The following is a 26,009-nucleotide window of genomic DNA, read 5'->3' on the forward strand; positions in this document are numbered from 1 at the left end:
GGCAGATCCCGATGAGTCTTGTGCTGCACGAGCCTGACGGCGATGCGTGGTCACCGCCAGAGGGGTCATGGGCGTCTTCTGCTGCCCGGCGACGCAACATGCAAGCGATCCGTAGCCGGGACACCAAGCCTGAGCAGCTGGTCCGACGCCTGCTCCACGCACAAGGGCTGCGTTACCGCGTAGCCGCGAGACCTCTGCCCGGTCTTCGACGGACGGCAGACATCGTCTTCCGTCCGTCGAAGGTGGCAGTGTTCATCGACGGCTGCTACTGGCATGGATGTCCCGAGCACTACGTACCACCCAAGACAAACCCCGGCTACTGGTCAGACAAAGTGGCCCGCAACATGGCCCGCGACCGGGACACCGATCAGCGCCTCCGCGAGGCAGGCTGGACAGTGCTCCGCTTCTGGGAGCACGAGCCGTCGGGGGAATGCGCCGTTCGGATTGCCGCAGAGGTCCAGAAGCGCCGTGCCCGCACAAGGAATACGGGCACGGGCGCGGTCTGATCACGCCTGTCCGCGATCTCGCTCCCGGGCAGCCTGCAGGACCTCAATGATCGACTTGCCTACGGCAGCGGCCACTGGAGGCGGGAAGGCGTTCCCCACCTGCCGGTACTGGGCGGTCTTACCGCCGTCGAAATGCCAGCCTCTCGGGAATCCCTGAATGATCGCTGCTTGCTCCACCGTGAGCATCGGCCCATCGGGTCCGAAGAGATCCCTGCCCTCGGATTCCTTCTTCTGGCAGGTCTCGGCATCATTCGCAACGCCGAGTCCCGAGACACCAAGCTGCTTCCAGGCTGCCTTGGCCCGGCTGGGTCCGAGGTCAGCGCCACCATGCTTCTTCGAACCGCCAACAAGAGTGGGCGCAATGCCGCCCCCCTTGCCCTTCAGCTCAGCGTCACGGTCTGTCGCCTTCTCGAGCCACGCGTCATACGCCTCGCGAGCGCGTTCCGCGTAGGCGCCCTTGAAGTAGGCCTTGTACCGGTCATGCATGGTCTGCTTGAGGGCATCCGCGACGCTCACCGGATCCTCGTGCGTCGGGGACGGCCACTCGTACTTCAGGTCCTTGAGTACGTCGTTCCGGATGGCCACCAAGATGGCACGCGGGCGCAGCTGCGGGACGCCAAAATCACTTGCCTCCAGGACACCCCACTTGCACACCGTGTAGTCGAGGCCTCTGACCTCGACTACATTCCCGTCCTCTTCGCGGTACTTACCACCCTGCAGCTGGGCCATGATCCAGTCGCGGTAGTCGGAGAACTTCGGGTCCATGATCCCGCGGACATTCTCGATCATCACCGCGCGGGGATTCAGCTGTTCAACCAGCTGCAGCATCCGGGGGAAGAGATCGCGGTCGTCATCCTTGCCCAGTTGCTTGCCCGCATGGGAGAACGGCGGACACGGAACGCCTCCGGCCAGAAGATCCAGACCGTTTTGCCGCAGCAGCCTGCCGCTCTTCTCCAGATGCTTGTCGGGGTCGAACAGCTTGACGTCGGTTGGAGGTAGGAGGTCACAGTGCTCCTTCTCCCAGCTCCACTCCTTCCGCTCATCGATGTTCTTACGCAGCGTCCCAACCGCATGCGTATCGATCTCTACGAGCGCGAGGTGCCTGAAACCCGCTTGATGCAGTCCAATGGCCTGCCCGCCGGCTCCAGCACAGATCTCGACCGACGTGAACCTCGAACCTGAGTCAGTGCTGGTCATGCACCCTCCTTCCAGACTTACGCGACGGACACACCTTGCAATCCGCCCTTACAGAGGGTGACAGACCCCACTGACAACCCTCCAAGTGTGCGACACGATTCGGCTTAACCATTACTCCCCCACGTCACAACGAACGCTTGTACGATATCCGTCATGCGAAGCCCTGCCTGGACATGGGATGAACTGCTGCTGGCCTGCGCGCTCGTAGTCAAGAACGGCTGGCGGGAGCTGCGGGTCGGCGATCCAGCTGTGACCGAGCTCTCTGACCTGCTCCGGTCCTTGCCTCTGCCCGAGCGTGGCGGCCTGGCCGAGCGTCTTCCCGAGTACCGGTCGGTTGGGAGTGTCTCCCGCAAGACCACGGATCTTGCTTCCAACCATCCCGGCTACTCGGGCAGGCCCACGAAGGGCGGGAGCCTGGACAAGCGGATCATCGAGGAGTTCCTCACTCGCGAGGCCGCGATGCTTCAAGCTGCACAGGCCATCGAGGCCGGCATCGGGTCCGGCCAGCTTGCCCTGATCCCCGAGCAGCCCGATGAAGCAGACGAGGACGGAACGACCGCTGCTGAAGGTCGACTGCTTGCACGGTGGGCGATCTCTCGCGAGCGGAACCCCGCATTGCGCAGGCGCAAGATCAGCCAGATCCACAAACTTGGACTGCCTCTTCAGTGCGCTGTCTGCACCTTCGACTTCAGTTCTGCGTACGGGGAGCTTGGGGACGGCTACATCGAAGTGCACCACGCGCTGCCACTCCACATTTCGGGCCCGCGCGAGACCAAGCTGAATGATCTTGCCTTGCTGTGCGCCAATTGCCACCGCATGTGTCATCGCAGCCACCGCGGAGCGTCATGGCGTACGCCCGATGAGCTGAGGGCAGAGATGGAGCAGGTCGCGGGCCCTCCGCAGCGATAGCCTCCAGGACTCCGCGACTGCACCCACCTCACGCCGCGCCCGTCTCGGCCTCGTAGTGGGTCTGGGCGCGGTCCAGGATGTCGTCCGGGTCGCAGCCCTGTGCTGCTAGCCAGTGGAGGACGTCGGCGATGAGATCAGCCACCGACTGCTCCACGGCCTGCGGGCGCCAGGCGGCGGGAGGGTGCGGGCTATCGGAGAGACCGCGGTAGGCCGCCAGGACGGCCGCTCCGCGTTGCACCCGACGGTACTGCCGGTCCGGCTGGAGTGCGAGTTCGCACCAGACCGCCTTGCCGGTTGCCGTCAGAACCGTGCCCCAGTCGACCGCCAGCGCAGCCAGCAGGTGCAGGCCCCTGCCGGACTCTTCTTCACGGGACGGCCGCTCCATCACGGGGGTGGTGTGGCTCTTGTCGTGGATCTCTACTCGAAGACGTGCCTCGGCAGGCTCTGACTCCATGACCAGCGTCGCGGACGTGCCCGCACCCACATGCTTGATCACATTGGCCGTGAGTTCCGTGACGGCCAGCTGCGCATCTTCAGCGAGGGCCGGGAGGCCCCAGACAACAAGTTGATCTCTGACGATGCGTCGCAGGAGACACAGTTCCGCAGCCTCCGCCGTGAACGGCAGAACACAGCGGGACCGGCGGTCGACAGACGGATATCCACTCATGGAGCTCCCTCCCATGCCACGACAGCACCGGCACCAGCCGTATCCGTACGACTGCGCTGCGTAGCGTCACGAGTGGAGTATCGCATTGAGAAGTCTCACCATGTAACTTCTCACGAGAATCGTCCGGGTGAATCCCGACGGCGCAACGTCCGTCGCGCATAGCCTTGTTGCCTCCACTCCGGCAGCAGAACAGCACCTCGGGAGACGGTACGCATGTCAGCCAGAGCAACCACCCGACGCCGACAGCTCGGGGCGACCATGCGCAAGCTGCGCGCCCGCGCGGGCATGACTCTGGAGGATGCCGGCCACCTCGTCGGAGTTTCCAAGGCAACCGTCAGCCGCTACGAGACTCAGGCAGGGCCGGTGAAGTGGCCCATCGTGGAGGCGTTGTGCCGCGAATACGGGGCCACGGATGCCGAGCTGAAGGCAGTCGTGGAGCTCGCGAAGGGCGCGAAGCGGCAAGGGTGGTGGAACTCCATCGCCGACTCGATTCCGGAAAGCATGAACCTGCTGCTCACCCTGGAGGACGAGGCCGTGAGGGAGGACCACTTCAACTGCCTCTACGTTCCCGGGCTTCTCCAGACACGTGCCTACACAGAGGCCGTCCAGTACGCCTCGGAGATGAGGCTGCCGCCCGAGGAGATCGAACGGCTCGTCGATATCCGGATGAAGCGTCAGGAGATCCTCGACCGCCCCAAGCCACCGCACCTCTGGGCCATCCTCGACGAGTCGGTGATCCGACGTGTTGTGGGCTCGCGACAGGTGATGAAAGCTCAGCTCGAGCGCCTCCTTGAGGCCAACGAGTCTCAGCACATCACCTTGCAGGTGCTGCCCTTCTCCAAGGGTGCGCACTCTGCCGCCATGGGCAGTTTCGTGATCATCGGCGGGCCCGAGCCATCCTTGGATGTCGTGTACGTGGACACTCACGTAGGTTCGCTGTTCATGGAGCAGGACAAAGAGCTGGACCGCTACCGGCTTGCCTTCGAGTACCTCCGCGCACAAGCGTTGGACATGGCTGCATCATCAGCCCTAATCAAGCGTGTCCACGAGGAGTTGTAATGCACCTCATTTCACCGGCCATAGGCAGCGACGGCTGGGTCAAGTCCTCCTACAGCGGGGCCGAGCATAGCGAGTGTGTCGAGGCCGCCCTCCTCGCCGGCTCAACCGCTGTGCGGGACTCCAAGCGACCGGCAGGAAGCACAATTTGGTTCAAGGATGCTGCCTGGCGCGCATTCTTGGACAGGCTGCACAACGACTGGGTCTAGGCACGCCTCGCTGCGCGGAGCTTCCCCTGCGCCTGCATCCCTCGGTCGTACCGGCGGATGGGCGCAACGTGTCGGCGGTCGGTCAGCGGAAGTACGTGATGCAGGCGGGCAGGCCGCTGATCTCGACGGTTACGAGATGGGAGTGGGCCCGCCAGTCGGCCGTCTCGATGACTTCCTCGTGTTCGTCGAAGGGGCAGCCGTCCACCGCGACACGGTGCACCCCGTTGGGCTGGTAGCCGAACCGTCGGGACACGGCCCGGGAAGCCGCGTTGTCGGCGAACGCGGTGGAGGTGACACGGGTAGCGCCAAGGCCGTCGAAGGCGAGGGCGAGGGCGGCGGCCCGCATCTGGGTTCCGTAGCCCTGTCCCTGGAACCGGCTGCCGAGCCAGAAGCCGGTGCGAGCTTCGCCGGTCGTGGCGAAGTGGCGGGCGGAGAGGTTCTGCTGCCCGATGACCTGCTCGCCATGGAAGACGGCGAGCAGGAGGCGCCAGCTGTCGTGGGTCCAGTCTCCTCGCGCCCACCAGTGGTTCTGCACGACGTTCCGCGCTCGCTCCGGTGGTGGTGCTGACGCCCAGGGCTGCGGGAAGTACACGGCCCCGTCGGGGACGACGCCTTCGGCGGCCACTTGGGCGAGGGCGTCGAGTTCGGTGTCCGTAGGGAGACGGAGGATCAGGTCAGGCGTGGTGAGTTCCAGGCCGGTGATGGGCCAGTGGCGCATGGGCAGGCTCCGGAGTCAGGGCCCGTCGAGTCCGAAGATCGTGCCGAACGGGTCGACGAGCTGGCAGATGCGCCGGCCGGGTTCCACGTCGAGGGGGCCCCGGTGGTGGATGCAGCCAGCGTCCAGGAGGCGCTTGCGTTCGGTGTCGAGGTCTTCGGCGGGCCAGTACGGGACGGTGCTTCCACCGTGGGGGTTGGCTTTGGGGGACGCCTGGTGGAAGCCGAACTCGAGTCCGTCGAGGTCGAGCCAGGCGTAGACGGCGGTGCCGTTGATGTCGAGTTTGACCTCGGATCCGAAGATGTCGCCCCACCAACGGGCGGCGGCTTCGGGGTCGTCGACGAAGACCATGACGGTGCGGATGCCGCGCAGCACTTTGGGGTTCTCCTATGCGTCGGGAAGTTGGCACGGTACCGCTGTGCCGGTCACTCGTGGGCGCCGTGCAGGGAACGTAGGCCGGTGGCGCCGGCGAACGCTGTCAGGGCGCGTCTGAGGGTGTGGTCGTTCCACTGGGCGCCGAGTTCGTTGACGTGGTGCAGGTAGGCGTGGCGGACCCAGCGGGGCGACAGGTGCGGCTCGTCGCTTGCGATGTAGGCGAGCGTGATGAGGTCGGCCAGCCCCGTGATGTCGGGGCGGAGGGTTTCGGCGTCGATGAGAGCCAGGTGCCCGTCGCCGCGTCGACGGACGTGCTCCGGCTTGAGGTCGAGGTGTCCGAGGGGGACGTGGTCGGGACCGTGAGCCTCTCGGACGAGCTGGAGAAGCCGATGCCAGCCGTCGGCGTCGTTGATCCACTCCGGGGGCGGGGCGTCGACGGCGGCGCCGGCGCGCCACCTCGCCATAGCCTCAATGACCGCCGGATGCCAGCGGGCGGCGACCGTGTGGATCGCGGCAACCGCCCGGATCAGCTCGTCAAACGCATCAGTGCTGGTGAGGGTGACGGCCTGATCCAGGTAGTCAACGAGCAGGGTCCGGGAGGTGTCACAGACGCGGTGCAGGTCCGGCAGGACGCACTCGCCGGCCAGCAGCTCATACGCGAGGACCTCGCCTTGGTAGGCGGCTTCGTCCGCGTGCCGCTTCAGGACCCGGCGGGGAGGGCTGCCGAGGGCGAAGACGGCGGTGCGGTAGCGGGCGGTGAGGCAGTACACCGGGCCCGGCTCGTTGTCGTGGTGGCGGGCGAGGATGACGTGGGCCTGGCGTTCGGCGGCGGCCCGGTCGGTGGTGAGCGGGGTGGCCAGCCACCCGTCGGGCCTTGTGCGGGCGGCGCCGTCCAGCGGCCCGGCGGGGGCGGTGGTCATGCCGGGGTCTCCTGGTGGACTCCGAGCGCGGCGAGGCTGTGGGCGTAGCAGCGGGCGGCGAGGTCGGGGCGCTGGTGCTCGCCGTAGATCGCGAAGAGGGCGTAGACCGGGGAGTCGAGGTTCTCGCCGATGTGCCAGCCCTGGTACGAGCCGCCGACGACATCCCAGACCTGGGCGCGGCCGAGGAAGACGGCGGCCAGGTCCTGGAAGTAGATCTCGATGCCGAAGGGATAAGCGGCCATGGCCTCCTCCCTGCTGGTCGGCTCCGCCTTGTCCCACCTGGGTCCGGTGATGTTCCACGCGTAGGTGTCGACGTCACCGGGGCGGCCCGGCGGGTCGAGCAAGCGGAGTGCGGCGCGGTGGGCGCCGAGGGCGCCGTGGAGGTAGTCGTGAATGCTTGTAGCGAGGGCGCCGGTGCGGGTGGCGATCAGCTCGCGGGCCAGGCGGGGCAACTCCTCGGCCACCAGAGTCTCGGCCTTCTCCCATTCCTCCTTGTCCAGGGGCGGGGTGACAGGCGTCGGCTCGACGCGCTGCGGGGAGTCGATGAACGACGCGAGTGCGGCGAGGGCGGTCTGCTCCGCCACGGGGTCGGGGGTGACCCAGGCAACGCGGGAGGTGGTGAGCGGGCCGTCGCCGACCGGGACGGTCAGGCGGTCGCCGGGGCGGGGGCCGTGCACGCGGAAGAGGTGCTGGAGCTTGTTTGCGGTGGCGGCCAGGGCCTTGTGGTCGGCGTAGAGGAAGGGGCCGTGGGGGCTGCGCGGCGCGGTGAAGCCGTTGCCACACAGGGCGACGTCGCGAACGCCGTCCAGGGGCTTGAGGTAGTCGATGAGCAGACCGTTGAGGATCTGGACGCCGGTGGTGCGGTTGCGGGGGCCATCTAGGCCGGGGAGCAGATTGTTGTCAGCGCCGAGCGCTCCGAAGGGGACGGTCTGGGCATTGTTCGAGACGACCGCGAGCCTGGGCGGGGCGAGGGCGCCCTGGGCCAGCTGCTCGATGTAGAGGTCGGAGACGTCCGCGTCGACGCCGATGAAGACGTCGTTCCCGGTGGTGCCGGACAGGCGTACCAGGGGCTGGGAGACGCGCTTCTCCCAGAAGAGGGTGCGGGCGCCGGCAGGGTAGAGGGTGATCTCGATGTCGCCGACGTGCAGCGGCTGGGTGTGGTCCAGGCGATGAACGGCGAAGCCCAGGGCCTCGATCGCGTCGGTGACGGCGGCCGGGGTGGTGGTGCCGGTGTAGACCGGAACGGTGCGGGCGAGGAGGTCCAGAGAGGGCAGGTGGAAGTGGTCCAGGTGCTCGTGGCTGAGGATCACGGCGTTCGGGGCGGGCATGCCCTGGGTGTCCACGGTGCGGGGCGGCCAGATCGCGAACTCCAGGCTCCCGGCTCCGAAGGCGGGCGCAAGGATCGGGTCGAGGAGGACGGAGGAGAGGCCGTCGGTGATGTGCCAGGTCTGGTGGCCCAGGAAGGTCAGTTCCAGGCCGACGGGGGCGGCTGCCATGACGAACTCCTTTGCACGGTCGGTCAGGGTTGCCGGGGGTGTGACGCGGAGGGGGACATCGGACGCCCCCTCCGCGCCGGTACGCCGATCGGCAGGATCTACCGGTGATAGGTGGTCGGGGAGTTGTTGGTCGTGCCAGTCGCGGCGAACGCCGTCACGCGCTGCTGAAGCCTGCGGACGGCCTCGGCGGTAACGGTCTGGCTGGTCTTCATCGGGGGCTTCACGCGGTGCATCGCGTACCTCCATCACTTGATCTTCGACGGCTGCGAATGCATCCGCCGTTCCCCGCCTCACTGAGGGGGCGACACCACCCTTTGTACGGGTTGGCGTTGTTCCAACGAAGCTACGGATAGCCGAAGTTGGGCCTCAATGTTCTTGCGGAAAATTGCGCACGTTCACGCGATGGTGTCGATGGCGGCGGTGATCGCGGAACGGGCTGCCGCCCCATAGATGGCCCGTCCAGCCAGTTCACCGAAGGCTCTCGCGTACAGCGAGATCTCCCCTGGCGATGTGATGGTGACGCGGGCCGACAGCAACTCGATGCCAACCTGAAGGTCGTCGTAGATGGTGAAACTCTCCAGCGTCCACAGTGGCCGTTCGGTTCTGACGGGGAGAATCCCGAGGGAGACCGACGGCAGGGACATGACTTCTAGGAGATACGCGAGCTGCTCGGCCGTGGTGGCGGCTGGTCCGATCCCTGAGTGGAGGACCGATTCCTCCACGAGCAGCGCGAAGCGGTGGCGGCCATCCCGGATCACTTGTGACCGGGCCACTCGGGCTGCGGCTGCTTCTTCCACGTCGGTGGCGATCTGGTGGAGGGCGCCGTAAGCACCCAGGACAGCACGCGCGTATCTCTCGGTCTGGAGCAAGCCGGGTACCACGTTGGAGCAGTACACCCGGAACGATCGCGTGCGCTCGAAGAGGGGCACGACTTCCTGCTGAAGGTGGCGGAGGCCAGCCCGGTTCAGCCTCTTCCACTGCACGTACATGGAGTCGGCGGTACGGGCAGCGGCAATCAGGTCAGCGGACTGGTCCTCAGCACCACACGCCCGGCACCAGGCGCGTATGTCGGCATCGGACGGCACAGCCCTCGCATGTTCGATGCGGGAGGTCTTCGCAGGGTCCCAGCCGCAGGCAACGGATAGTTCGTGCCCGGCCAGCCCAGCGTCCAGGCGCATGTCCCGCAGCCGTGCCGCGAGTGCGGAACGGGCTGCCTGGACGCTGGACAGAGGGGAGGGCATGGACGGCGATCCAGTTGGCGCTTGGGGCGGTCAGACCTTGTAGTCAGCGAACGGTACGGCGCGCTTCCACACGGTCTCGAACGCGGTGGCACAAAGGTCCGCCACACGCGGGTCCTCGCACATCTCCCCGCCCGCGGAGCCCCCGTTGCCTGTGAAGTGGTTCCACCGGATGACACGGTCGTCAATGAGCCAGAAGTCATTGCCAGGCAGTGCGATGTCCGACGCCTCGCGACGGGGCAGGTACCGCACTTGTTCCCCGGCCGCGATGTTGACCGAGGCGCCCGCGTGGCCGTACCGGGCATAGTCGCTCAGCGGCTCGGACACGATGCGAGCCCGTCGGACCTGCACGCCCCGGGCTACGGTCCGACGGACCAGGTCGACCCACCCGCGCCAGTAGTCGGAATCCGGGTCGGTCTCGCGCTCCCCGGTGCTCAGCCACGAGGCGAAGCCCGCGGACTCGTGCGCGACGCCGTACGCGTCGCGCATCTCCAGGTGGACGGCTGAGTACTGTGCTGAGTCGAGCAGTTCGTCAAAGCTCGGTACGGGCTCGTTGTTCCGCGGCATCGCACGCCTCCCTCAAGATCTGCACCATGCGGACTGGAATCCGGATTACTGCCTCGGTGTCCGGAATCGAACCAGTCTCCAGGCACTCGGCCTCGGTGGCCTGGTCGGCCTTCCACCCCTGCAACACCACATCGGCATTGTTCTCATCAACCCACACGGTCGGGCACTGGCCCGTGTCCGTGTTGGGGTCGATCCCGACGAACCGTAGTGCCATGACCGCCTCCTGCGTCGAGCCGATTGCGACATCTTGCACGCTTCTCACCCAAGCAGGTGGGCGGCTCAATGCGCCATGCATGTAGTCAGGTTGGCTGTAATGCGTCGCGCCTAGACAGGGCGCCTGGCCCCTCGTGGGGTTGGGCGTGCGCGCTGCCAGGCTGGCGGTGAGCAGCGGCGCGTGCCCCCTGGCTCAGGGGGTGAGACGGTTCGGTCCCCGGAACGGAGACTGCTGAAGCTGATCCGCCGGGGCGGCGCAGCTGCGATGGCGCATCCCGTAGCTGCGGCGTCCCTGCGACAGTGCGGTTCCAGCCTCCTACAATGGAATGAGTCGCTTTTTCCGCCGCGTGCCCAGGGGGCGCGATGACTCAGCACGGCTCGCACAGGCTTCGCATGGTGCGGATGTTCCCGGCAGCGCCCGGGGTGGTGTTCCGGGCCTTGACCGATCCCGTGGAGCTGTCGAAGTGGTGGGGGCCGGACGGGTTCAGCATTCCGCGGGTGGAGAGCGATCTGCGGCCCGGTGGGGTCTATCGGATCGAGATGCAACCGCCGGAAGGGGAGTCCTTCTTCCTCACCGGCGAATTCCTGGAAGTGGAGCCGCCCGCCCTGCTGTCGTACACCTTCTGCTGGGAAGACCCCGACCCCGAGGACCGGGAGACGATCGTGATCCTGGAGCTGCACGACGACGGCACGGGCTCGACCCGGCTCGTCTTCGTGCAGGGCGGCTTCGCCACCGAGGGGCGGCTCGCCCTGCACGACGAGGGCTGGTCCCAGGGCTTCGACAAGCTTGAGGGGCTGTTGAGGGCCTGAGGGCCGGATGCCCCCTAGCGGTCCGCCGCCGCGTATGCGGCCAGGGCCACCGTGGCGGCCGCGGTGAAGACCGCCGGCCAGGGGCCGATCTTCTTCGCCAGGGGGTGGGAGCCCGCGAATGCGGCGATGTAGGCCGCGCCGAGGAGGGCCGTGGTCGTCGGGGACGTGCGGCGGTGCCATTCGCGGGCCGCGACGGTGCCGGCGGCCGCGAGGACCACGCCGCCGAGGGGGCGCTTGCCGGTCCAGCGGGCGGCGGCGTAGCCGCCGACGAGGCCGCCCGCGGCCACGAGTGAGGTGGGGATCTGCGCCATGGTGGGGGCCTCCAGCCGTTCGGACGTCACCGGTCGAGGCTAACGCGGCCGGCGGGTGAAGCGGCGCGCGGCCGCCACCCCCAGCACCACGACGGCTCCGCCGAGGACACCGGGCGGGAGGGTGTCCTGAACCGCACGGGGAAGCACGGCCATCACCCCCAGGATGATGAAGAACGCCACGGCGCAGCCCCCGAGAGCGACCAGGACGCGGGTGATGAGGGTGTTGGGCACGCTGGGCTCCGGGTTGTCGTGCGGTTCCTGCGATTCGTGATTCGTGATTCGTGCGACGCGTTCGGCCTCGCGCTCCACCGGTTCAACGCCCGCCCGGGCGCCGCCGATACGGGCGGTCCGCGGCAACGTACGGAAGTCGGATTTGTCGCACACCCTCCGGATCCGCGCACCTGCCCTCCAGGGAACCTCCCCGGCGTAGATTCACTCTCTGAGAGGGGCGATACGACCGAAGCCGCCCAAGCCGGCCCAAGGAGCTGCAAACGTGATCTGTTATGGACCGGCCGTACTGGACCTGTCGGACGAACTGGCCGACGCCTACAGCGAGGTCTTCTCCGCGCCGCCGTGGAACGAAGACGAAGAAACCATTCGCCAGTTCGCCGCCCGGCTCCAGGCCGACAGCCGCCGCACAGGTTTCCGTACCGCCTTCGCCCAGTCGGCCGTCGGCATCGAGGGATTCGCCACCGCCTGGCTGACCCCCAAGGCCTTCCCCACCGACCGAGCCTACGGGCAGGTCACCGCGCAGCTCGGCCGGCAGCGCGTACGGGAACTCCTCATCGGCGCCCTGGAGATCGACGAGCTCGCCGTACGCCCGCACGCGCGCGGCCACGGCACCGGCCGCGCCCTCCTCGCCGAGATCACCGCCGACGCCCCGGACGCCCGCGCCTGGCTCCTCACCGCACGCGTGGCCACCGACACCGTCGCCACCTACCGCCGGCTCGGCTGGCACGAGGTCACCCCGCTGCCCGGAACGGAGAACGGCGTCGTCGTCTTCCTCGCCCCGAACCACCCCTCGGCCTGAGCGTCGCCCGCACCCCACCGGGCATACCCGGGGCATGATCACGCGCATCGCCGTCGCCCAGCGCCAGCAGAACACGGCCACCCACCACCAGCTCAAGCGGGCCGGGATCCCGGCCGCCACCATCAGCGGCCGCAGCCGCCACGGAGGGCCCTGGCAAAGGCTCCTGCCACGGGTGTACCTCCTGCAGACCGGCCCGCCGGACCCCAGGCAACAGGCGCTGTCCGCCGTCCTGTACGCCGCCGAGCCCGCCGCCGATCCGCTGTCCGGGGCGACCGCCGCACTCACCGGCGGCGCCGCACTCGCGCTCCTCGGCATCCGCGGCGCCCCGCCCGACCCCCTGCACGTACTCGTCCGCTCCCCGCGCACGGTGGCGGCCGCCGGCCGCGTCCGCCCCGGCTCGACCTCACGCTGGCCCGCGACCCTCCACATCCACGGCGTCCCCAGCACCCGCCCGGTCCGGGCCGCCGCGGACTTCGCGGCCCGCACCGAAGACCCGGACCTGGTCCGCTCCGTACTCGCGAACGTCGTCCAGGGCGGCTGGTGCCACCCGCACGACCTGCACGCCGAACTGCGCGCCGGCCGCATCCGACACCGCCCCGCCGTCCGCACGGCCGCCGCGGAACTGCTCGCCGGAGTCCGCTCGATCGCCGAAGGCCGCGCCCGCGACACCCTGGCCGCCACGGACCTCCCCGCCCCGCTGTGGAACGCCCGCCTCTACGGCCCGAACGACGCCTTCCTCGCCAGCCCGGACGCGTACTGGCCCGAGGAGGGGGTGGCGCTGGAGGTCGACTCCGCGGAGTACCACTACACGCGCGACTCCTGGCAGGCGACCCTGCACCGCCGGCTGCGCCTGGAGTCCCGCGGAGTCCTGGTCGCCAGTACGACCCCGGCGATCCTCCGGGACCGACCGGCCGACGTGATCGCAGCGCTGCGATCACTCCTCGCCCTGGGCGCGGCCCGCCCCGCGCCGCCGGGCGTCACCGCCCGCGGGCACGCCCAGCCGGAGCTGCCGCTTCCGGGGCCGTGGCCCACCCCTGGCTACGCCCCGAAGGCGCGGGACACCGAGTAGATCAACAGGCCCGCCAGGGCGCCGACCACCGTGCCGTTGATCCGGATGAACTGCAGGTCGCGGCCGATGTGGGCCTCGATCTTGCGGGAGGTGTGCTCGGCGTCCCAGCCCGCCACCGTGTCCGTGATCAGCGAGGTGATCTCGGTCCGGTAGGTGGTGACGACGTAGACCACCGCGCCCTCGATCCAGCCCTCCAGCTTCGCCTGCAGCCGGCTGTCGGTGGCCAGCCGCGCACCCAGGGAGGTCAGCGAGGCGCGGACCCGCAGGCGCAGCTCGCTCTGCTCGTCCTCCGCCGCCGAGATGATCATCGACCGGATAGCCGACCAGGCGGAGGCGATCACGTCCTGGACCTCGTCCCGCGCCAGGATCTCGGACTTGAGGCGCTCCACCTTCGCGCGCGTCTCCGTGTCCGACTGGAGGTCGGCCGCGAAGTCCCGCAGGAAACGGTCCACCGCCCCGCGCGCCGGGTGCTCGGGCATGTCCCGCATCTCCGTGATGAAACGGAGCAGCTCCTTGTAGACGCGCTCGCCCACCTTGCGGTCCACGAACCGCGGGGTCCAGCCCGGGGCGCCGCCCTGGACCGCGTCCGTGATCGAGTCCCCGTGCGTGACGAGCCAGTCGTGGGCCTTGGCGCAGATGAGGTCGACGGCCCGGCGGTGGCCGCCGTCCGCGACGACCCGCTCCAGGGTCTTGCCGATGCCCGGCGCGATCTCGGCGGTCTCGGCGCGCCGGGTGATCGCCTCGCCGACAATGGCCTGTACGTCTGAGTCGCGCAGTACGGTCAGGGCCCCGCGCAGGGCTGCCGCCAGCTCGGCCGTGACCCGGTCGGCGTGGGCGGGCTCGGCCAGCCAGGCGCCGAGGCGGCCGCCGATGCCGAGGGCGTGGAGGCGGGCCCGGACCACGTCGGAGGAGAGGAAGTTCTCGCCGACGAACTCGCCGAGGGTGACGCCGAGCTGGTCCTTCTTCGTCGGGATGATCGCCGTGTGCGGGATGGGCAGGCCGAGCGGCCGCTTGAAGAGCGCGGTGACGGCGAACCAGTCCGCGAGCGCGCCGACCATGCCGGCCTCGGCCGCGGCCGCCACGTACGCGGCCCAGCCGCCGGCGCCCCAGGCGTGCTGGGCGTACTTGGCCAGTACGTAGACCAGCGCGACCAGGACCAGCAGACCGGTCGCGATGGTCTTCATCCGCCGGACCCCGCGCCGGCGCTCCTCGTCGGCGGCGTTGAACACGAACGCTCCGCGGGCGGGGGGCGGTACGGGTGGTGCGGACGGTGATGGTGGTGGCGGGGCGGTGCCTCCGGCTGTGCTGCGGTTCTCCACGTGCTCCTGCCTTCCCCCGGGGGCGCCGGTTTTGTCTGCACAGCATCCGACTCCCGGGAACCCCGAGGAGTTCCCGCCACGCCCTTTCGCTCCCGCGGGGGCTGCGGTACGGGGCTGCCCCGCGCCCCGCCGTTTCGCTCCCGCGGGGCTGCGGTACGGTTCGCCCCGGGCCCGCGGTGTGGACGGGGCTGCGCCCCCGGCCCCGAGCACCGCCGGAGGACGGCTCGGGCCGCAGGCCCGACGAGCCGAGCCACCGCCGGGCTTGCCGCGAACCGCCGCGGCCGACGGGGCGGTGCCCCCAAGCCGACCGCCGCAGGCGCGCCGGGCAGCAGGCCCCCAGCCCGGCCACCGGCCCCTGTCCCGTCTCGCTGCCGCGACCGGCCGGTGTTCCCGGGCCCGAACCACCAGCCGTCCCGTGCCCTTTCCGGCCGGCGGCGGCCGGGGCGCCGCGGGGACGCAGGCTCCGGCGGCCGACGCACCGTCCAGCCGGAGGCCCGGTGACGGGCAGGGCCTCCGGGTCGGGCGCCAGCCCCGCAGGCCCCGCGAGGACGGGCAGGCCCGGCTTCGGGGGCTGCCGCAGGCCCCGCCGCTACAGCTCTTTGCGGAGGGAGGGGCCGCCCAGCGGGGGTTTCGGGTTCTTGACCTTGATTTCCACGCCGCCCCAGAAGGCGAAGCCCGTGACGACCACCCGCGGGGCGCCCGGCCGGGACGGGCCCGGGCTGTGGCGCTGGTCGAAGGCGCCCATGAAGCCGAAGCCCCGTACGTCGAGCTCCACCCCGGGCGGCACCGTGATCTCGATGCCGCCCATGATCGCGACGCAGTTGATGACCACCTCGCGCTGTGCGAAGTCCGCCTCGCGCAGGTCCAGCTCGCCGCCGCCCCAGAACGCCACCGCGTCGAAGCGGGCGGGCACCGTCCACCGGCCCTTGCGCTGGAACCCCGACATGACCGCGACGGCCAGCGTGGAGGTGCCCGCCCCGCCGATCCGCCCCGCCCACGGCGCCGCCGCCGACCCGGCGACCGGTACCGGCTGTGCGGCCGGCCCCTCCGCCGCCGGCAGGTCCCGCGTCAGCGGTTCCAGTTCCGCGTACGTCCGGGACTTGTACGCCGCCTCCAGCCGCTCCTCGAATTCCTCCATGTCGAGCCGGCCCTCGGCGACGGCGTCCCGCAGACGCTCCGCCACCCGGTCCCGGTCGGCATCCGACGCCCTCAGCTCCGGCAACGGCTTCTCCGGCCGATCGTCACTCATGCGCACCAGACTATGCAGGGTTTCCCGGGAGTTGTATGGGGAGGCCCTGGGCACGTCCCTGAGATCGACCCCGGTTTTCCCCTGATCGAGCCGACGAACCAGCCGCCGCAACAGCCGCCGGACCAGCCGAAGGATCAGCCGCGGCCCGCGTACATGCGCGCGATCACGTCCTCGATGTCCGGCTCCCGCACCGACAGGTCCACCAGCGGGTACTCCGCCGCCACCGCCGCCACCAGCGGGGCCGCCGACGTCCCCGCCGGGAACGCCAGCCACTGCCGCGGCCCCTCCACCTTCACCACCCGCGCACCCGCCACCTCGATCGGCGCGAGTTCCCGCTCCAGGTCCACCACCAGGGTCCGCTCGCTCTCCCCCGCCGAGCCCGCCGAGCCCGCCGCGTGCAGACCGTCCAGTGCCCCGTCGTACATCAGCCGCCCGTGGTCGATCACCATCACCCGCTCGCAGAGCTGCTCGATGTCCTGGAGGTCGTGGGTGGTCAGCAGCACCGTCGTCCCGAGCTCCTCGTTCAACTGCCGCAGGAAGCCCCGTACCTTCGCCTTGCTCACCACGTCGAGCCCGATCGTCGGCTCGTCCAGGTACAGCACCTCCGGATCGTGCAGCAGCGCCGCCGCGATGTCCCCGCGCATCCGCTGCCCGAGCGACAGCTGCCGTACCGGTACGTCGAGCAGCTCGGCCAGGTCCAGCCGGTCCACGCAGCGCTCCAGGTTCTCCGCGAACCGCGCCGCCGGGATCCGGTACATCCGCCGCATCAGCCCGTACGAGTCCTTCAGCGGCAGGTCCCACCACAGCGTGGTGCGCTGCCCGAAGACCACCCCGATCCGGTGCGCGAGGCGCATCCGCTCCCGCGACGGGTCGATGCCCGCGACCCGCAGCCGGCCGCCGCTCGGGGTCAGGATGCCGGTCAGCATCTTGATCGTGGTCGACTTGCCGGCGCCGTTGGGCCCGATGTAGCCGACCATCTCGCCCCGGGCGACCTCGAAGCTGATCCCGTCCACCGCCCTCACCCGGCGTTTCTCCCGGCGCATCAGGCTCACCCGGCGCCGTACGTCGAAGACCTTCTCGACCCCGTCCAGCGAGATCAGCGCATCCGTGTCAGCCACAGCTAGCTCCCCGTGCTTCGGTACGAACGGACTCCCGCGCGCCACGCCAGCGACGCGGGCAGGAACACCAGGAAGGCGACCAGCGGGCTCAGGTACGCGACCCACCCGGGCAGTCCCAGCGGATCGGGCCGCCCCAGGACGTGCAGCGCGGGCAGCCAGTTGACGAAGGCGAGCGGCACGATGAAGGTGACCCCGCGCAGCAGGTCCTTCCCGAAGACCGTCGGCGGGTACTGCAGCATCGTGCAGCCGCCGTAGGTGAAGGAGTTCTGCACCTCCGCCGCGTCCCCGGCGACGAACTGGAAGGCCGCCCCGGTCACCATCACCGCCGCGAAGATCGCCGCCCCGGCCACGATCATCACGGGCACCATCAGCACCTTCCCGGCCGTCCAGTCCACCTCCAGGGTCCAGAGCGCCCAGCCCAGCACCCCGAGCCCCTGCATGACCCGGCCCAGCCGGCGCAGCGCGAACCGGTCCGCCGCCACCTGTGCGAGCACCGGGACCGGACGCACCAGCATCGTGTCCAGCGAGCCGTCCCGGATCCGGGCACCGATCCGGTCGGTGTTCCCCATCAGCAGGTCCGCCAGGCCCAGGGAGGCCGAGCAGGACCCGTACAAGAGGGCGATCTCGGGCAACGTGAAGCCGCCGAGGACGTCCACGTGGGAGAACATGATGAAGATCGCGACGAAGTCGAGCAGGGTGATCGCCGCGTTCCCGAAGGCGGACAGTGCGAAGGACGCCCGGTACGTCATCGTCGACCGGATCCACATCGCCACGATCAGCCCGTAGCCGCGCAGCCCCTCCCGGACCTCCCGTACGCGATCGCGCCCGCCGCGCGGACCCGCCCCCAGGGCCTTCAACTCCCGCCCCGGCACCGCCTCGACGACCCCGGCCGCCACTGCTCCCGCCGCCTCCACCCTCTCTACCGCCTCCGCCGCCTCCACCGCCTCCGCCTCCGCCTCAGCCACCCTGGACCACCACCTTCCGCGTCGCCGCCGACTGCAGCAGCCGCCCGGCGCCCAGCAGTACGAGCGCCCACCCGGCCTGGAACCCCAGCGCCCCGGCCGCGCCCCCGGCCCCCGCGTGCTTGCCCAGCAGGACGTCCATCGGAACCTGCAGCATCGCCGCCCACGGCAGGACGCGCACGAACTCGCCGAAGTCGCCCGGGAAGACGGTCAGCGGCAGCAGCATCCCGGAGAAGAAGATCGAGACGACGGTGGCCATCATGTTGATCCCGGACCCGTCCATCAGCCAGAAGGCGAGCAGCCCCAGCAGGTAGCGCACCGCGAAGCTCACCACCAGTCCGAGCGCGACGGAGAGCAGGAACAGCAGCCAGCGCAGCGGATCGGTGGGCAGCGCCAACCGGAACGCCAGCGCCCCCGCCACCAGCGGGACCAGCCCGCGCCCCAGCAGCTGGAAGCCCGCCCGGCCCATGTCGGCCGCGAGCCACCACATCTGAAGGTCCGCCGGCCGGTACAGGTCGACGGCGATGTCGCCCGTGCGCACCCGCTCCTGGATCTCCTCCTGGAAGCCGCCACCGATCAACGCCCCTGCGGCGAGCAGCGACTGGCTCACCCACACGAAGGTCAGGGCCTGCGCCTGGCCGTAGCCGCCGAGCCCCGGACGCTCGTCCCACAGCGCGATGTACGTGTACGCGACGATGAATCCGAACGTGGTGTTGGTGAACACCCCGGCCGCGGTCGCCGTCCCGTAGGTGGCGTACCGCCTGAATCCCCCTGCCGCGACCGCCAGGTAGAGACGCACTCTCCGGCGCACCGTATCCCTCCGTTTTCCACGTCGTTCCTACGTCGGCCAAAGCGCGCGAGCTTAGTGCGGAGGGGCGATCCACGCGACCGATTTACGCCCGTCCGGAGCGGAATCACCGGCCATCGGGTAGACACCATGAGGTACAGAAGTGGATATTTCGAACGGCGTCGAGGAGTCCTGGAGATGAGCGACCAGTCACCACCCCCGGGCTGGACCCCTCGCGACCCGGACACCCCGCCCGAAGCACGGAGACCACGGGCGAACCAGCGGCCCCGGCAGCAACCCGGGGACCGGCAACCGGAGGACCGGCAGCAACGTCAGTCCGAGCCGCAACCCCGCCCGCCCGCACCGGGGAAGAAGCCCCGCCGCAAGCGGACCGGCTGGCGCCGCCTCATCCCCACCTGGCGCATGGTCCTGGGTGCCGTCCTGCTCCTGGCCCTGCTCGTCGGCGGCGCCCTCGTCGCCGGCTACCTGCTGGTCGACATCCCGCCGGCCAACGCCGCCGCCACCGCCCAGTCCAACGTCTACCTCTACTCCGACGGCTCCCAGATCGCCCGCGACGGCGAGGTCAACCGCGTCAACGTGCCGCTCTCCCAGATCCCGCGGACCGTGCAGGAGGCCGTACTGGCCGCCGAGGACCGGGACTTCTACGCCGAACGGGCGGTGGACCCCAAGGCGATGCTCCGCGCCGCCTGGAACACCGCGACCGGCAAGGGCACCCAGTCCGGCTCCACCATCACCCAGCAGTACGTCAAGAACTACTACCTGGGCCAGGAACAGACGATCAAACGCAAGGTCAAAGAGTTCTTCATCGCGATCAAACTCGGCCGCGAGAAGTCGAAGGACTACATCCTCGAGGGCTACCTGAACACCAGCTACTTCGGCCGCAACGCCTACGGCATCCAGGCCGCCGCCCAGGCCTACTACGGCAAGGACGTCAGCAACCTCACCACCGCCGAGGGCGCCTACCTCGCCACCCTCCTCAACTCCCCCAGCGCCTTCGACGTGGTCGCCCACCCCCAGAGCCGCCCCCGCGCACTCGCCCGCTGGAACTACGTGCTCGACGGCATGGTCAAGAAGGGCTGGCTGTCCGAGACCGAGCGCGCCGCGACGCAGTTCCCCGAGCCCGGCAAGGTCCGCGCGGCCGCGGGCCTGTCCGGCCAGCGCGGCTACCTCGTGGAGGCGATCAAGGACTACATCGTCGAGAACAAGATCCTCGACGACAAGACCCTCGCCGAGGGCGGCTACCGCATCACCTCCACCATCGACAAGCGCCGTCAGAACGCCTTCGTCGCCGCCGTCGACGAGCAGATGGTCGGCAAACTCGACCCCGAAAAGCGCAAGGCGGACCGGCTGGTGCGGGCCGGCGGGGTCTCCATCGACCCGGCCACCGGCAAGGTCGTCGCCATGTACGGCGGCATCGACTACACCAAGCAGTACGTCAACAACGCGACCCGGCACGACTACCAGGTCGCCTCCACCTTCAAGCCGTTCGTCTTCGCGTCCGCGGTCGAGAACGACTCCCGCACCCAGGACGGCCGCCGGATCACCCCGAACACCGTCTACAACGGCGACAACAGGCGCCCGGTCGTCGGCGGCCGGATCCGCTTCAACCCCGAGAACGAGGGCCGGGTCTCGTACGGGAACATCACCGTCAACACGGCCACCGACCTCTCCGTCAACGCCGTCTACGCACAGATGGCGGTCGACGTCGGCACCAGCAAGGTCAAGCAGACCGCCATCGACCTCGGCATCCCCGCGGACACCCCGAACTTCGTTCCGGGCCCCGCCATGGCGCTCGGCACGATGCAGGCCAGCGTCCTGGACATGACCCAGGCCTACGCGACCCTCGCCGACCACGGCCGCCGCACCCCGTACACCTTCCTGGAGAAGATCACCAAGGGCGGCGACACGATCGGCCTGCCCGAGCGCACCCCCACCCAGGCCATCAGCCGCGAAGCCGCCGACACCACCACCTCCATGCTGGTCAGCGTCGTGGACAACGGCACCGGTACGGCGGCCCTGGCCGCCGGCCACCCGGCCGCCGGCAAGACCGGCACCGGCGAACTGGACCGCTCGGCCTGGTTCGCGGCCTACACCCCGAACCTCGTCACGGTCGTCTCGATGATGGGCCAGGACCCGGACACCGGGACCCTGCAGTCGCTCTACGGCGCCCTCGGCGAGGCCCGTATCGGCGGTGGCGGCTACCCGGCCCGGATCTGGGCCGCGTACACGAAGACCGCCCTGGAGGCCACCGACCCCGTCGACTTCGACCTGGAACTCCAGCCGGGCGCGGCGCAGCCCCCGCCCCCCTCCCCGGAATCCAACCCTCCGCAGGAGACGCCGGAGGACGAGTTCACGCCGAGGCCTCCGGTACGGCCGAGCCCGCCGACGGGCGGACAGACCCAGGGCGGCCGCGACAACGGAGGCCAGAACCAAGGGGGTCGCAACAACGGCGGCCAGAACCAGGGAGGACAGGACAACGGCGGCCAGGACAACGGCGGCCAGACGCAGGGCGGTCAGAACAACGCGGGCCAGGACAACGGCGGCCAGACGCAGGGCGGGCAGGACAACGGCGGCACCACCCAGGGCACCCAGGGGACGACGGGCACCCAGGGCGCCGACGGCGGGCCGGCCGAAGGCCTGCGCCCTCCACCGTCGGCGTTCCTCGAATGAGCGCCGACGAGCGCGGTCAGTGACCGGAAGTCACCTTCAGCCCCACCACGGCGACCAGCAGCAGACAGATGAAGAAGATCCGGGAGGCGGTGACGGGCTCGCCCAGCACCGCCATGCCGAGCACGGCCGCGCCGGCGGCGCCGATGCCCACCCACACCCCGTACGCGGTACCGATGGGCAGGGTCTTCGCGGCGTAGGACAGCAGCACCATGCTGGCGACGATCCCGGCGCCCGTGAACACACTGGGCCAGAGCCGGGTGAAGCCCTCGGTGAATTTCATGCCGATCGACCAGCCGACTTCGATCACACCGGCGACAACAAGAAGAACCCAGGCCATGACGGCACCTCCGAGACATCGAGCGATACGGGGTGCGTCGTCTTGTCGTACCCGGTACGGCGCGTCTCGTCGGGTTCTCCTCCACCGTAGCAAAAGGCGGGCAAAGGGCAGCGAAAAGGGCCGGTGACAAAGGCCACCGGCCCTTCTGCGTTTCCGTTCGGGTGCTAGAGGTAGAGCCCGGTGGAGTCCTCCGACCCCTCCAGCCGCTCCGCGGCCACGGCGTGCAGGTCCCGCTCGCGCATCAGCACGTACGTCGCACCCCGCACCTCGACCTCGGCACGGTCCTCGGGGTCGTACAGGACCCGGTCCCCGGGCTCGACCGTCCGTACGTTCTGCCCGACCGCGACCACCTCGGCCCAGGCCAGCCGCTTGCCCACCGCGGCCGTCGCCGGAATCAGGATGCCGCCGCCCGAGCGGCGCTCGCCCTCCGGCAGGTCGGACTTCACGAGCACGCGGTCGTGCAGCATGCGGATGGGCAGCTTGTCGTGGGTGGTGTTCTCGCTCACGACCCGAACCTACCTGCCCGCGGCCGCCCCGTGCCGCTCAGGGTCACGCGCGCCTGCGTCGTGCCGACAGGACAACCACACCGACCACACCCACCGCGAGCAGGGCGACCGGCACGATCCGCTCGGGGCGCGGAGTCCCGTCGTCGTGGCGCAGGCCGTCCCGCAGGTCCGTCAAGACGCGGTTCACCGTGGCGAAGGCCCGCCCGGCCGTGTGGTCGACGGTCGAGACGACCCGGGCCCGCGCGTCCCCGATGATCGTCTTCGGGTGCACGCGCACGCCGATCTCGTCGAGCGTCTCGGCGAGCTGCTCGCGGCGGCGGACGATGTCCGCTTCGATCTGTGCGGGAGTCCTGGCTTCGGGCACCGCGCTGCCTCCGTCGTCGTGGTCCGGGTGGGGGGTAGTCCCCGGTGAACAGTCTGTCAGCTTAGTCTCGAGACGTAGCGATCCCCTCTTGAGGAGACTGTCCAGATGAGCGAGCGACTCCAGCCGGGCGACACCGCCCCCGCCTTCACCCTGCCCGACGCGGACGGCAACGAGGTCTCGCTCGCCGACCACAAGGGCCGCAAGGTGATCGTGTACTTCTACCCGGCCGCCCTGACCCCGGGCTGCACCAAGCAGGCCTGCGACTTCACGGACAACCTGGACGTCCTGGCCACGGCCGGCTACGACGTCATCGGCGTCTCCCCGGACAAGCCGGAGAAGCTCGCGAAGTTCCGCGAGAAGGAGCACCTGAAGGTCACCCTGGTCGGCGACCCGGAGAAGGAGATCCTGACGGCGTACGGCGCGTACGGCGAGAAGAAGCTGTACGGCAAGACGGTCACCGGAGTCATCCGCTCCACGGTGGTCGTCGACGAGGCGGGCAAGGTCGAGCACGCCTTCTACAACGTCAAGGCCACGGGCCACGTAGCCAAGATCATCAAGGACCTGGGCATCTGACCCACCCCCGCCCGACGCAGCGGCCCGCACCCCACCCGGTGGGGGCCGCTCCGCTTATCGGACGAAACCGGCCGTAACCGCCCGACTATCGGTCCGTTACTCCATACGAGTGCCGCGCACGCGGCCGGTAAGGAGAGTGATGGCGGTCCGATACACGCGAGAGCTGCTGGAAGCCGCGGCCCGCGAGACGAACAACTGGGACGACGCAGTCCGATGGTGCGGCGGCACGCCGACCAGCGGCAGCAGGCGCTATCTGCGGGCGAAGATGCGGGAAGCGGAGATCGACTGTTCCCACTTCCCCACGAAATGGGCCCGGCACACGGAGGAGCGGCTCCGGGAGCTGGCGGCCGAATCCACGTCCATCTCGGAGGTGGTCAGCCGACTCGGTATCAGCAACGTCGGCGGTAACCAGACACACATCGCGCGGCGGATCGCGGCTCTCGGCATCGGCACATCGCATTTCCTCACCACCCGGGGGCGCCCCAAGGGCTCTCTGGGGCCTGCGCTCTCACTCAGGGACCCGCAGGACGGCCGAGTCCCCGGCGAGCGCTTGCGACGAGAGCTGCTGAAAGTCGGCGTTCCCGAGGAATGCGCCGAGTGCGGCGCTGGCACGGTATGGAACGGCAAACCACTCCGACACGAGGTCGATCACATCAGTGGCGAGTGGTGGGACAACCGGCGGGAAAACCTCCGGATCCTGTGCCCCAACTGCCATGCGGCTACGGACACGTACCGCGGCCGCAAGGCGAGGAGGGCGGCATGAGCGAGGTCAAGTACACGCGGGACCTACTGAGCCGAACCGCGCCACTGGCGAACAGCTTGGTCGACCTCATGCGGCTTCTGGACGCCCCGCTGCTGGCCGGCCCTCGGCGATACCTGCGTGACAGGCTGGCTCACTACGGCATCGACACGTCCCACTTCGTCGACGAGCCACTCCCTGAACGGGTCCGACAGCGCTACACGGAGGAACGGCTCCGCGAAGCGGCCGCCCACACGGACAGCATCACGGGGATGCTGGCCTACATGGGCGTCGAGCCTTACAACAGCGCCCCCGTCCATATCGCCAGGCTCCTCGAACGGTTCGGGATAGACACGCCGCACTTCCCCAGCCGGGACACCCCTTCGTCACGTCGGCTGTTCGACCATGAGCAGATCGCACCCGCGGTCGCCGGCTCCAAGAGCATGGCGGGAGTCATGCGCACACTCGGCCACCACCCCTTCGACGGCGCCGCACGCGCCAAAGCCAGGCGGAGCATCGAGGAATACGCGCTGTCGACAGAGCACTTCACGGGGCAGGGACACACGATCGGCCGCCCTTCCCCCGCACGCATGTCGTCGACGGAGATCCTGAGGCGACTTGAAGTCGGCTCCTCCCGCACCAAGACGGCGATCCTGCGCCGAGCCCTGGACGACCTCGGAGTGCCACATGTATGCACGGAGTGCGGCATTGGGGACGTCTGGCGCGGCCAGAGACTCGTCCTGGAGATCGACCACGTGAACGGTGACCGGCTGGACAACCGCCGGGAGAACCTCCGATATTTGTGCCCCTCCTGCCACAGTCAGACGCCGACCTTCGCCAAACGATCAAGGGCGACCATCCCATCGCAACGGACCCCCGTCGACCAGTAAGGTGGTCGCACGGGTCCGTACCCCAGCTGGCCAGAGGGCGCCGGTTTAGGTCCGGTGTGTCGTGGGTTCGAGTCCCACCGGGCCCACAGCAGCGGCCGGTCGTCTCGTCATGAGGTGACCGGCCGTCGCCGTTCGCGCGTCAGCCCAGGAGTTCGCGGACCGCCGGGACGAGGGCGCGGAAGGCCTGGCCCCGGTGGGAGATGGCGTTCTTTTCCGCCGGGGTGAGTTCCGCGCAGGTGCGGGATTCGCCCAGGGGCTGCAGGATCGGGTCGTAGCCGAAGCCGCCCGTGCCGGACGGGGTGTGGCGCAGGGTGCCCAGGAGGCGGCCTTCGACGACGCGTTCCGTGCCGTCGGGGAGGGCGAGGGCGGCCGCGCAGAAGAAGTGCGCGCCGCGGTGCTCGTCGGCGATGTCCCCGAGCTGGGCCAGCAGGAGTTCGAGGTTCGCCTTGTCGTCTCCGTGCGCGCCGGCCCAGCGGGCCGAGAAGATGCCGGGGGCGCCGTTCAGGACGTCCACGCAGAGGCCGGAGTCGTCGGCGACCGCCGGGAGACCGGTGGCCTGCGCGAGGGCGTGCGCCTTGAGGAGGGCGTTCTCGGCGAAGGTGACCCCGGTCTCCTTGACGTCGGGGATCTCCGGGTACGCGTCCGCGCCGACCAGCGTGTGCGGCAGACCGGCCTCGGACAGGATGGCGTGGAGTTCGGAGACCTTGCCCGCGTTGCGGGTGGCCAGGATCAGGCGGGGCGGCATGGAGGTCATGTCCCCCATTATTTCCGGCTCGCCGACCCCATCAGCCCGGGGTGCAGACCTTGGAGATCTCGCTGGCCGCGTCCGCGACCGGCTGGATGTCCGGGACGCTGTTGCCGCTCTCGATGGAGGTGCGGACGTTCTTCACGGCCGTGTTCATCGAGTCGATGGCCTTGCCCAGGTCGGCGTTGTCCGTCTGGTCGCCGATCTTCTTGAGGTTGGCCTCGATCTGGTCGAGCGCGTTCTGGGCGTCCTGCGGGCTGTTGCCCGCCTGGGAGACCGCCTGCTGGAGGTCGTTCGCGCCGTCGGTGATGGCCACCGCCGTGTTGGCGCAGTCCATCGCCGTGGAGATCGCGTCGCAGGCGGACAGGGCCGGGACGGTCAGTACGGCGGCCACGGCTATGGCCGCGATGCGGAGCTTCATGCGGTTCTCCCCGGGAGCAG

Annotated in this window: 32 protein-coding genes, 1 tRNA gene, 2 pseudogenes and 1 riboswitch; of the genes and pseudogenes, 12 read left to right on the top strand and 23 right to left on the bottom strand. The window is 69.6% G+C overall.

Going from position 1 to position 26,009, the window contains the following annotated elements; all coding sequences use genetic code 11:
* The first annotated feature begins 11 nt into the window (after window positions 1-11).
* On the top strand, window positions 12-506 hold the full coding sequence (locus OG332_RS16545) for a very short patch repair endonuclease (RefSeq protein WP_327414206.1): 495 nt from the start codon (window positions 12-14) through the stop codon (window positions 504-506).
* Here OG332_RS16545 and OG332_RS16550 read toward each other — a convergent pair whose 3' ends face one another.
* The gene (locus OG332_RS16550; protein WP_327414207.1) at window positions 507-1,703 is read right to left on the bottom strand and encodes a DNA cytosine methyltransferase; all 1,197 of its coding nucleotides are present in this window, start codon (window positions 1,701-1,703) and stop codon (window positions 507-509) included.
* A 153-nt stretch (window positions 1,704-1,856) separates the two neighbouring features.
* Between OG332_RS16550 and OG332_RS16555 the strand changes: the two genes are divergently transcribed.
* Window positions 1,857-2,612 carry an HNH endonuclease gene (locus OG332_RS16555; RefSeq protein ID WP_327414208.1) on the top strand — a complete coding sequence of 252 codons (756 nt, stop codon included), beginning with the start codon at window positions 1,857-1,859 and terminating at the stop codon, window positions 2,610-2,612.
* Between the two features lie 28 nt (window positions 2,613-2,640).
* Here the strand turns inward: OG332_RS16555 and OG332_RS16560 are convergent, their stop codons facing one another.
* Window positions 2,641-3,294: an ATP-binding protein gene (locus OG332_RS16560; protein WP_327414209.1), complete on the bottom strand. Its 654-nt coding sequence runs from the start codon at window positions 3,292-3,294 to the stop codon at window positions 2,641-2,643.
* A gap of 198 nt (window positions 3,295-3,492) precedes the next feature.
* On the opposite strand from OG332_RS16560, the gene OG332_RS16565 reads away from it, so the two are divergent.
* Window positions 3,493-4,338, top strand: a complete 846-nt coding sequence (locus OG332_RS16565; protein WP_327414210.1) for a helix-turn-helix domain-containing protein — start codon at window positions 3,493-3,495, stop codon at window positions 4,336-4,338.
* Window positions 4,338-4,544, top strand: a complete 207-nt coding sequence (locus tag OG332_RS16570) for a DUF397 domain-containing protein (protein ID WP_327414211.1) — start codon at window positions 4,338-4,340, stop codon at window positions 4,542-4,544. Before OG332_RS16565 ends, OG332_RS16570 begins: the two co-directional genes overlap by 1 nt.
* Window positions 4,545-4,626: 82 nt before the next feature.
* On the opposite strand, the gene OG332_RS16575 is transcribed toward OG332_RS16570, so the two are convergent.
* The 9 genes and pseudogenes from OG332_RS16575 to OG332_RS16615 form a co-directional block, all read right to left on the bottom strand.
* Complete coding sequence (locus OG332_RS16575; protein ID WP_327414212.1) at window positions 4,627-5,262, bottom strand: GNAT family N-acetyltransferase; 636 nt, start codon at window positions 5,260-5,262, stop codon at window positions 4,627-4,629.
* A 15-nt stretch (window positions 5,263-5,277) separates the two neighbouring features.
* A complete protein-coding gene (locus OG332_RS16580) occupies window positions 5,278-5,634 on the bottom strand; it encodes a VOC family protein (protein ID WP_327414213.1) in 357 nt (118 codons plus the stop codon).
* 50 nt (window positions 5,635-5,684) lie between these two features.
* A complete protein-coding gene (locus tag OG332_RS16585; protein ID WP_327414214.1) occupies window positions 5,685-6,554 on the bottom strand; it encodes a hypothetical protein in 870 nt (289 codons plus the stop codon).
* Complete coding sequence (locus OG332_RS16590) at window positions 6,551-8,050, bottom strand: MBL fold metallo-hydrolase (protein WP_327414215.1); 1,500 nt, start codon at window positions 8,048-8,050, stop codon at window positions 6,551-6,553. Before OG332_RS16590 ends, OG332_RS16585 begins: the two co-directional genes overlap by 4 nt.
* 98 nt (window positions 8,051-8,148) lie before the next feature.
* Window positions 8,149-8,274: a hypothetical protein gene (locus tag OG332_RS16595; RefSeq protein ID WP_327414216.1), complete on the bottom strand. Its 126-nt coding sequence runs from the start codon at window positions 8,272-8,274 to the stop codon at window positions 8,149-8,151.
* Window positions 8,275-8,445: 171 nt separating this feature from the next.
* Window positions 8,446-9,039: a Scr1 family TA system antitoxin-like transcriptional regulator gene (locus tag OG332_RS16600; protein ID WP_327419250.1), complete on the bottom strand. Its 594-nt coding sequence runs from the start codon at window positions 9,037-9,039 to the stop codon at window positions 8,446-8,448.
* Between the two features lie 51 nt (window positions 9,040-9,090).
* Window positions 9,091-9,291: pseudogene (locus OG332_RS16605) on the bottom strand (helix-turn-helix domain-containing protein); the annotation flags it as partial.
* A 30-nt stretch (window positions 9,292-9,321) separates the two neighbouring features.
* Window positions 9,322-9,855, bottom strand: a complete 534-nt coding sequence (locus OG332_RS16610) for a DUF6879 family protein (protein ID WP_327414217.1) — start codon at window positions 9,853-9,855, stop codon at window positions 9,322-9,324.
* A complete protein-coding gene (locus OG332_RS16615; protein ID WP_327419251.1) occupies window positions 9,821-10,069 on the bottom strand; it encodes a hypothetical protein in 249 nt (82 codons plus the stop codon). Before OG332_RS16615 ends, OG332_RS16610 begins: the two co-directional genes overlap by 35 nt.
* A 362-nt stretch (window positions 10,070-10,431) precedes the next feature.
* Between OG332_RS16615 and OG332_RS16620 the strand changes: the two genes are divergently transcribed.
* The gene (locus OG332_RS16620) at window positions 10,432-10,878 is read left to right on the top strand and encodes an SRPBCC family protein (RefSeq protein WP_327414218.1); all 447 of its coding nucleotides are present in this window, start codon (window positions 10,432-10,434) and stop codon (window positions 10,876-10,878) included.
* Window positions 10,879-10,892: 14 nt separating this feature from the next.
* On the opposite strand, the gene OG332_RS16625 is transcribed toward OG332_RS16620, so the two are convergent.
* Entirely contained in the window at window positions 10,893-11,189 is a 297-nt protein-coding gene (locus OG332_RS16625; RefSeq protein WP_327419252.1) for a hypothetical protein, read from the bottom strand.
* Between the two features lie 39 nt (window positions 11,190-11,228).
* Complete coding sequence (locus OG332_RS16630) at window positions 11,229-11,573, bottom strand: hypothetical protein (RefSeq protein ID WP_327414219.1); 345 nt, start codon at window positions 11,571-11,573, stop codon at window positions 11,229-11,231.
* 109 nt (window positions 11,574-11,682) lie between these two features.
* Here OG332_RS16630 and OG332_RS16635 point away from each other — a divergent pair, with 109 nt between their 5' ends.
* Window positions 11,683-12,219 (top strand): GNAT family N-acetyltransferase, encoded by a 537-nt coding sequence (locus OG332_RS16635; RefSeq protein WP_327414220.1) that lies wholly within the window; start codon window positions 11,683-11,685, stop codon window positions 12,217-12,219.
* 34 nt (window positions 12,220-12,253) lie between these two features.
* Window positions 12,254-13,288, top strand: coding sequence for a hypothetical protein (locus OG332_RS16640; protein ID WP_327414221.1), 1,035 nt, complete (start codon window positions 12,254-12,256; stop codon window positions 13,286-13,288).
* Here the strand turns inward: OG332_RS16640 and OG332_RS16645 are convergent.
* The 5 genes and pseudogenes from OG332_RS16645 to OG332_RS16665 form a co-directional block, all read right to left on the bottom strand.
* Window positions 13,258-14,607, bottom strand: a complete 1,350-nt coding sequence (locus OG332_RS16645; RefSeq protein ID WP_327414222.1) for a DUF445 domain-containing protein — start codon at window positions 14,605-14,607, stop codon at window positions 13,258-13,260. The genes OG332_RS16640 and OG332_RS16645 overlap by 31 nt on opposite strands.
* Window positions 14,608-15,235: 628 nt before the next feature.
* Window positions 15,236-15,856: pseudogene (locus tag OG332_RS16650) on the bottom strand (DUF1707 SHOCT-like domain-containing protein); the annotation flags it as partial.
* Between the two features lie 134 nt (window positions 15,857-15,990).
* Window positions 15,991-16,974 carry an ABC transporter ATP-binding protein gene (locus OG332_RS16655; protein ID WP_327414224.1) on the bottom strand — a complete coding sequence of 328 codons (984 nt, stop codon included), beginning with the start codon at window positions 16,972-16,974 and terminating at the stop codon, window positions 15,991-15,993.
* 2 nt (window positions 16,975-16,976) lie between these two features.
* Entirely contained in the window at window positions 16,977-17,741 is a 765-nt protein-coding gene (locus OG332_RS16660; protein ID WP_442816356.1) for an ABC transporter permease, read from the bottom strand.
* A 190-nt stretch (window positions 17,742-17,931) separates the two neighbouring features.
* Window positions 17,932-18,735: an ABC transporter permease gene (locus OG332_RS16665; protein WP_327419254.1), complete on the bottom strand. Its 804-nt coding sequence runs from the start codon at window positions 18,733-18,735 to the stop codon at window positions 17,932-17,934.
* A 186-nt stretch (window positions 18,736-18,921) separates the two neighbouring features.
* On the opposite strand from OG332_RS16665, the gene OG332_RS16670 reads away from it, so the two are divergent.
* Complete coding sequence (locus OG332_RS16670) at window positions 18,922-21,414, top strand: transglycosylase domain-containing protein (protein WP_327414225.1); 2,493 nt, start codon at window positions 18,922-18,924, stop codon at window positions 21,412-21,414.
* 16 nt (window positions 21,415-21,430) lie between these two features.
* Here OG332_RS16670 and OG332_RS16675 read toward each other — a convergent pair whose 3' ends face one another.
* The 3 genes from OG332_RS16675 to OG332_RS16685 form a co-directional block, all read right to left on the bottom strand.
* Window positions 21,431-21,751, bottom strand: a complete 321-nt coding sequence (locus OG332_RS16675; protein WP_319728230.1) for a DMT family transporter — start codon at window positions 21,749-21,751, stop codon at window positions 21,431-21,433.
* A 31-nt stretch (window positions 21,752-21,782) separates the two neighbouring features.
* Window positions 21,783-21,852: riboswitch (guanidine-III (ykkC-III) riboswitch) on the bottom strand.
* 63 nt (window positions 21,853-21,915) lie between these two features.
* Window positions 21,916-22,257 carry a GroES family chaperonin gene (locus OG332_RS16680; RefSeq protein WP_030009035.1) on the bottom strand — a complete coding sequence of 114 codons (342 nt, stop codon included), beginning with the start codon at window positions 22,255-22,257 and terminating at the stop codon, window positions 21,916-21,918.
* A 43-nt stretch (window positions 22,258-22,300) separates the two neighbouring features.
* Complete coding sequence (locus tag OG332_RS16685; protein ID WP_327414226.1) at window positions 22,301-22,621, bottom strand: DUF3618 domain-containing protein; 321 nt, start codon at window positions 22,619-22,621, stop codon at window positions 22,301-22,303.
* A 105-nt stretch (window positions 22,622-22,726) separates the two neighbouring features.
* On the opposite strand from OG332_RS16685, the gene bcp reads away from it, so the two are divergent.
* The 4 genes from bcp to OG332_RS16705 all read left to right on the top strand — a co-directional run bounded on the left by bcp (window position 22,727) and on the right by OG332_RS16705 (window position 24,909).
* Window positions 22,727-23,194 carry a thioredoxin-dependent thiol peroxidase gene (gene bcp / locus OG332_RS16690; protein ID WP_327414227.1) on the top strand — a complete coding sequence of 156 codons (468 nt, stop codon included), beginning with the start codon at window positions 22,727-22,729 and terminating at the stop codon, window positions 23,192-23,194.
* A gap of 139 nt (window positions 23,195-23,333) precedes the next feature.
* Window positions 23,334-23,957: an HNH endonuclease gene (locus tag OG332_RS16695; protein ID WP_327414228.1), complete on the top strand. Its 624-nt coding sequence runs from the start codon at window positions 23,334-23,336 to the stop codon at window positions 23,955-23,957.
* Window positions 23,954-24,823: an HNH endonuclease gene (locus tag OG332_RS16700; protein WP_327414229.1), complete on the top strand. Its 870-nt coding sequence runs from the start codon at window positions 23,954-23,956 to the stop codon at window positions 24,821-24,823. The genes OG332_RS16695 and OG332_RS16700 overlap by 4 nt, the downstream gene beginning before the upstream one ends.
* Window positions 24,824-24,834: 11 nt before the next feature.
* Window positions 24,835-24,909: transfer RNA gene (locus OG332_RS16705), tRNA-Leu, on the top strand.
* 53 nt (window positions 24,910-24,962) lie between these two features.
* Here OG332_RS16705 and rdgB read toward each other — a convergent pair.
* A complete protein-coding gene (rdgB, locus tag OG332_RS16710; RefSeq protein ID WP_442816357.1) occupies window positions 24,963-25,568 on the bottom strand; it encodes an RdgB/HAM1 family non-canonical purine NTP pyrophosphatase in 606 nt (201 codons plus the stop codon).
* Window positions 25,569-25,608: 40 nt separating this feature from the next.
* Window positions 25,609-25,989 carry a hypothetical protein gene (locus tag OG332_RS16715; RefSeq protein WP_327414231.1) on the bottom strand — a complete coding sequence of 127 codons (381 nt, stop codon included), beginning with the start codon at window positions 25,987-25,989 and terminating at the stop codon, window positions 25,609-25,611.
* Between the last annotated feature and the right edge of the window lie 20 nt (window positions 25,990-26,009).

Origin of the sequence: Streptomyces sp. NBC_01233 (genome assembly GCF_035989305.1) — a bacterium.
In the GTDB taxonomy this organism is placed as follows: Bacteria; Actinomycetota; Actinomycetes; order Streptomycetales; family Streptomycetaceae; genus Streptomyces.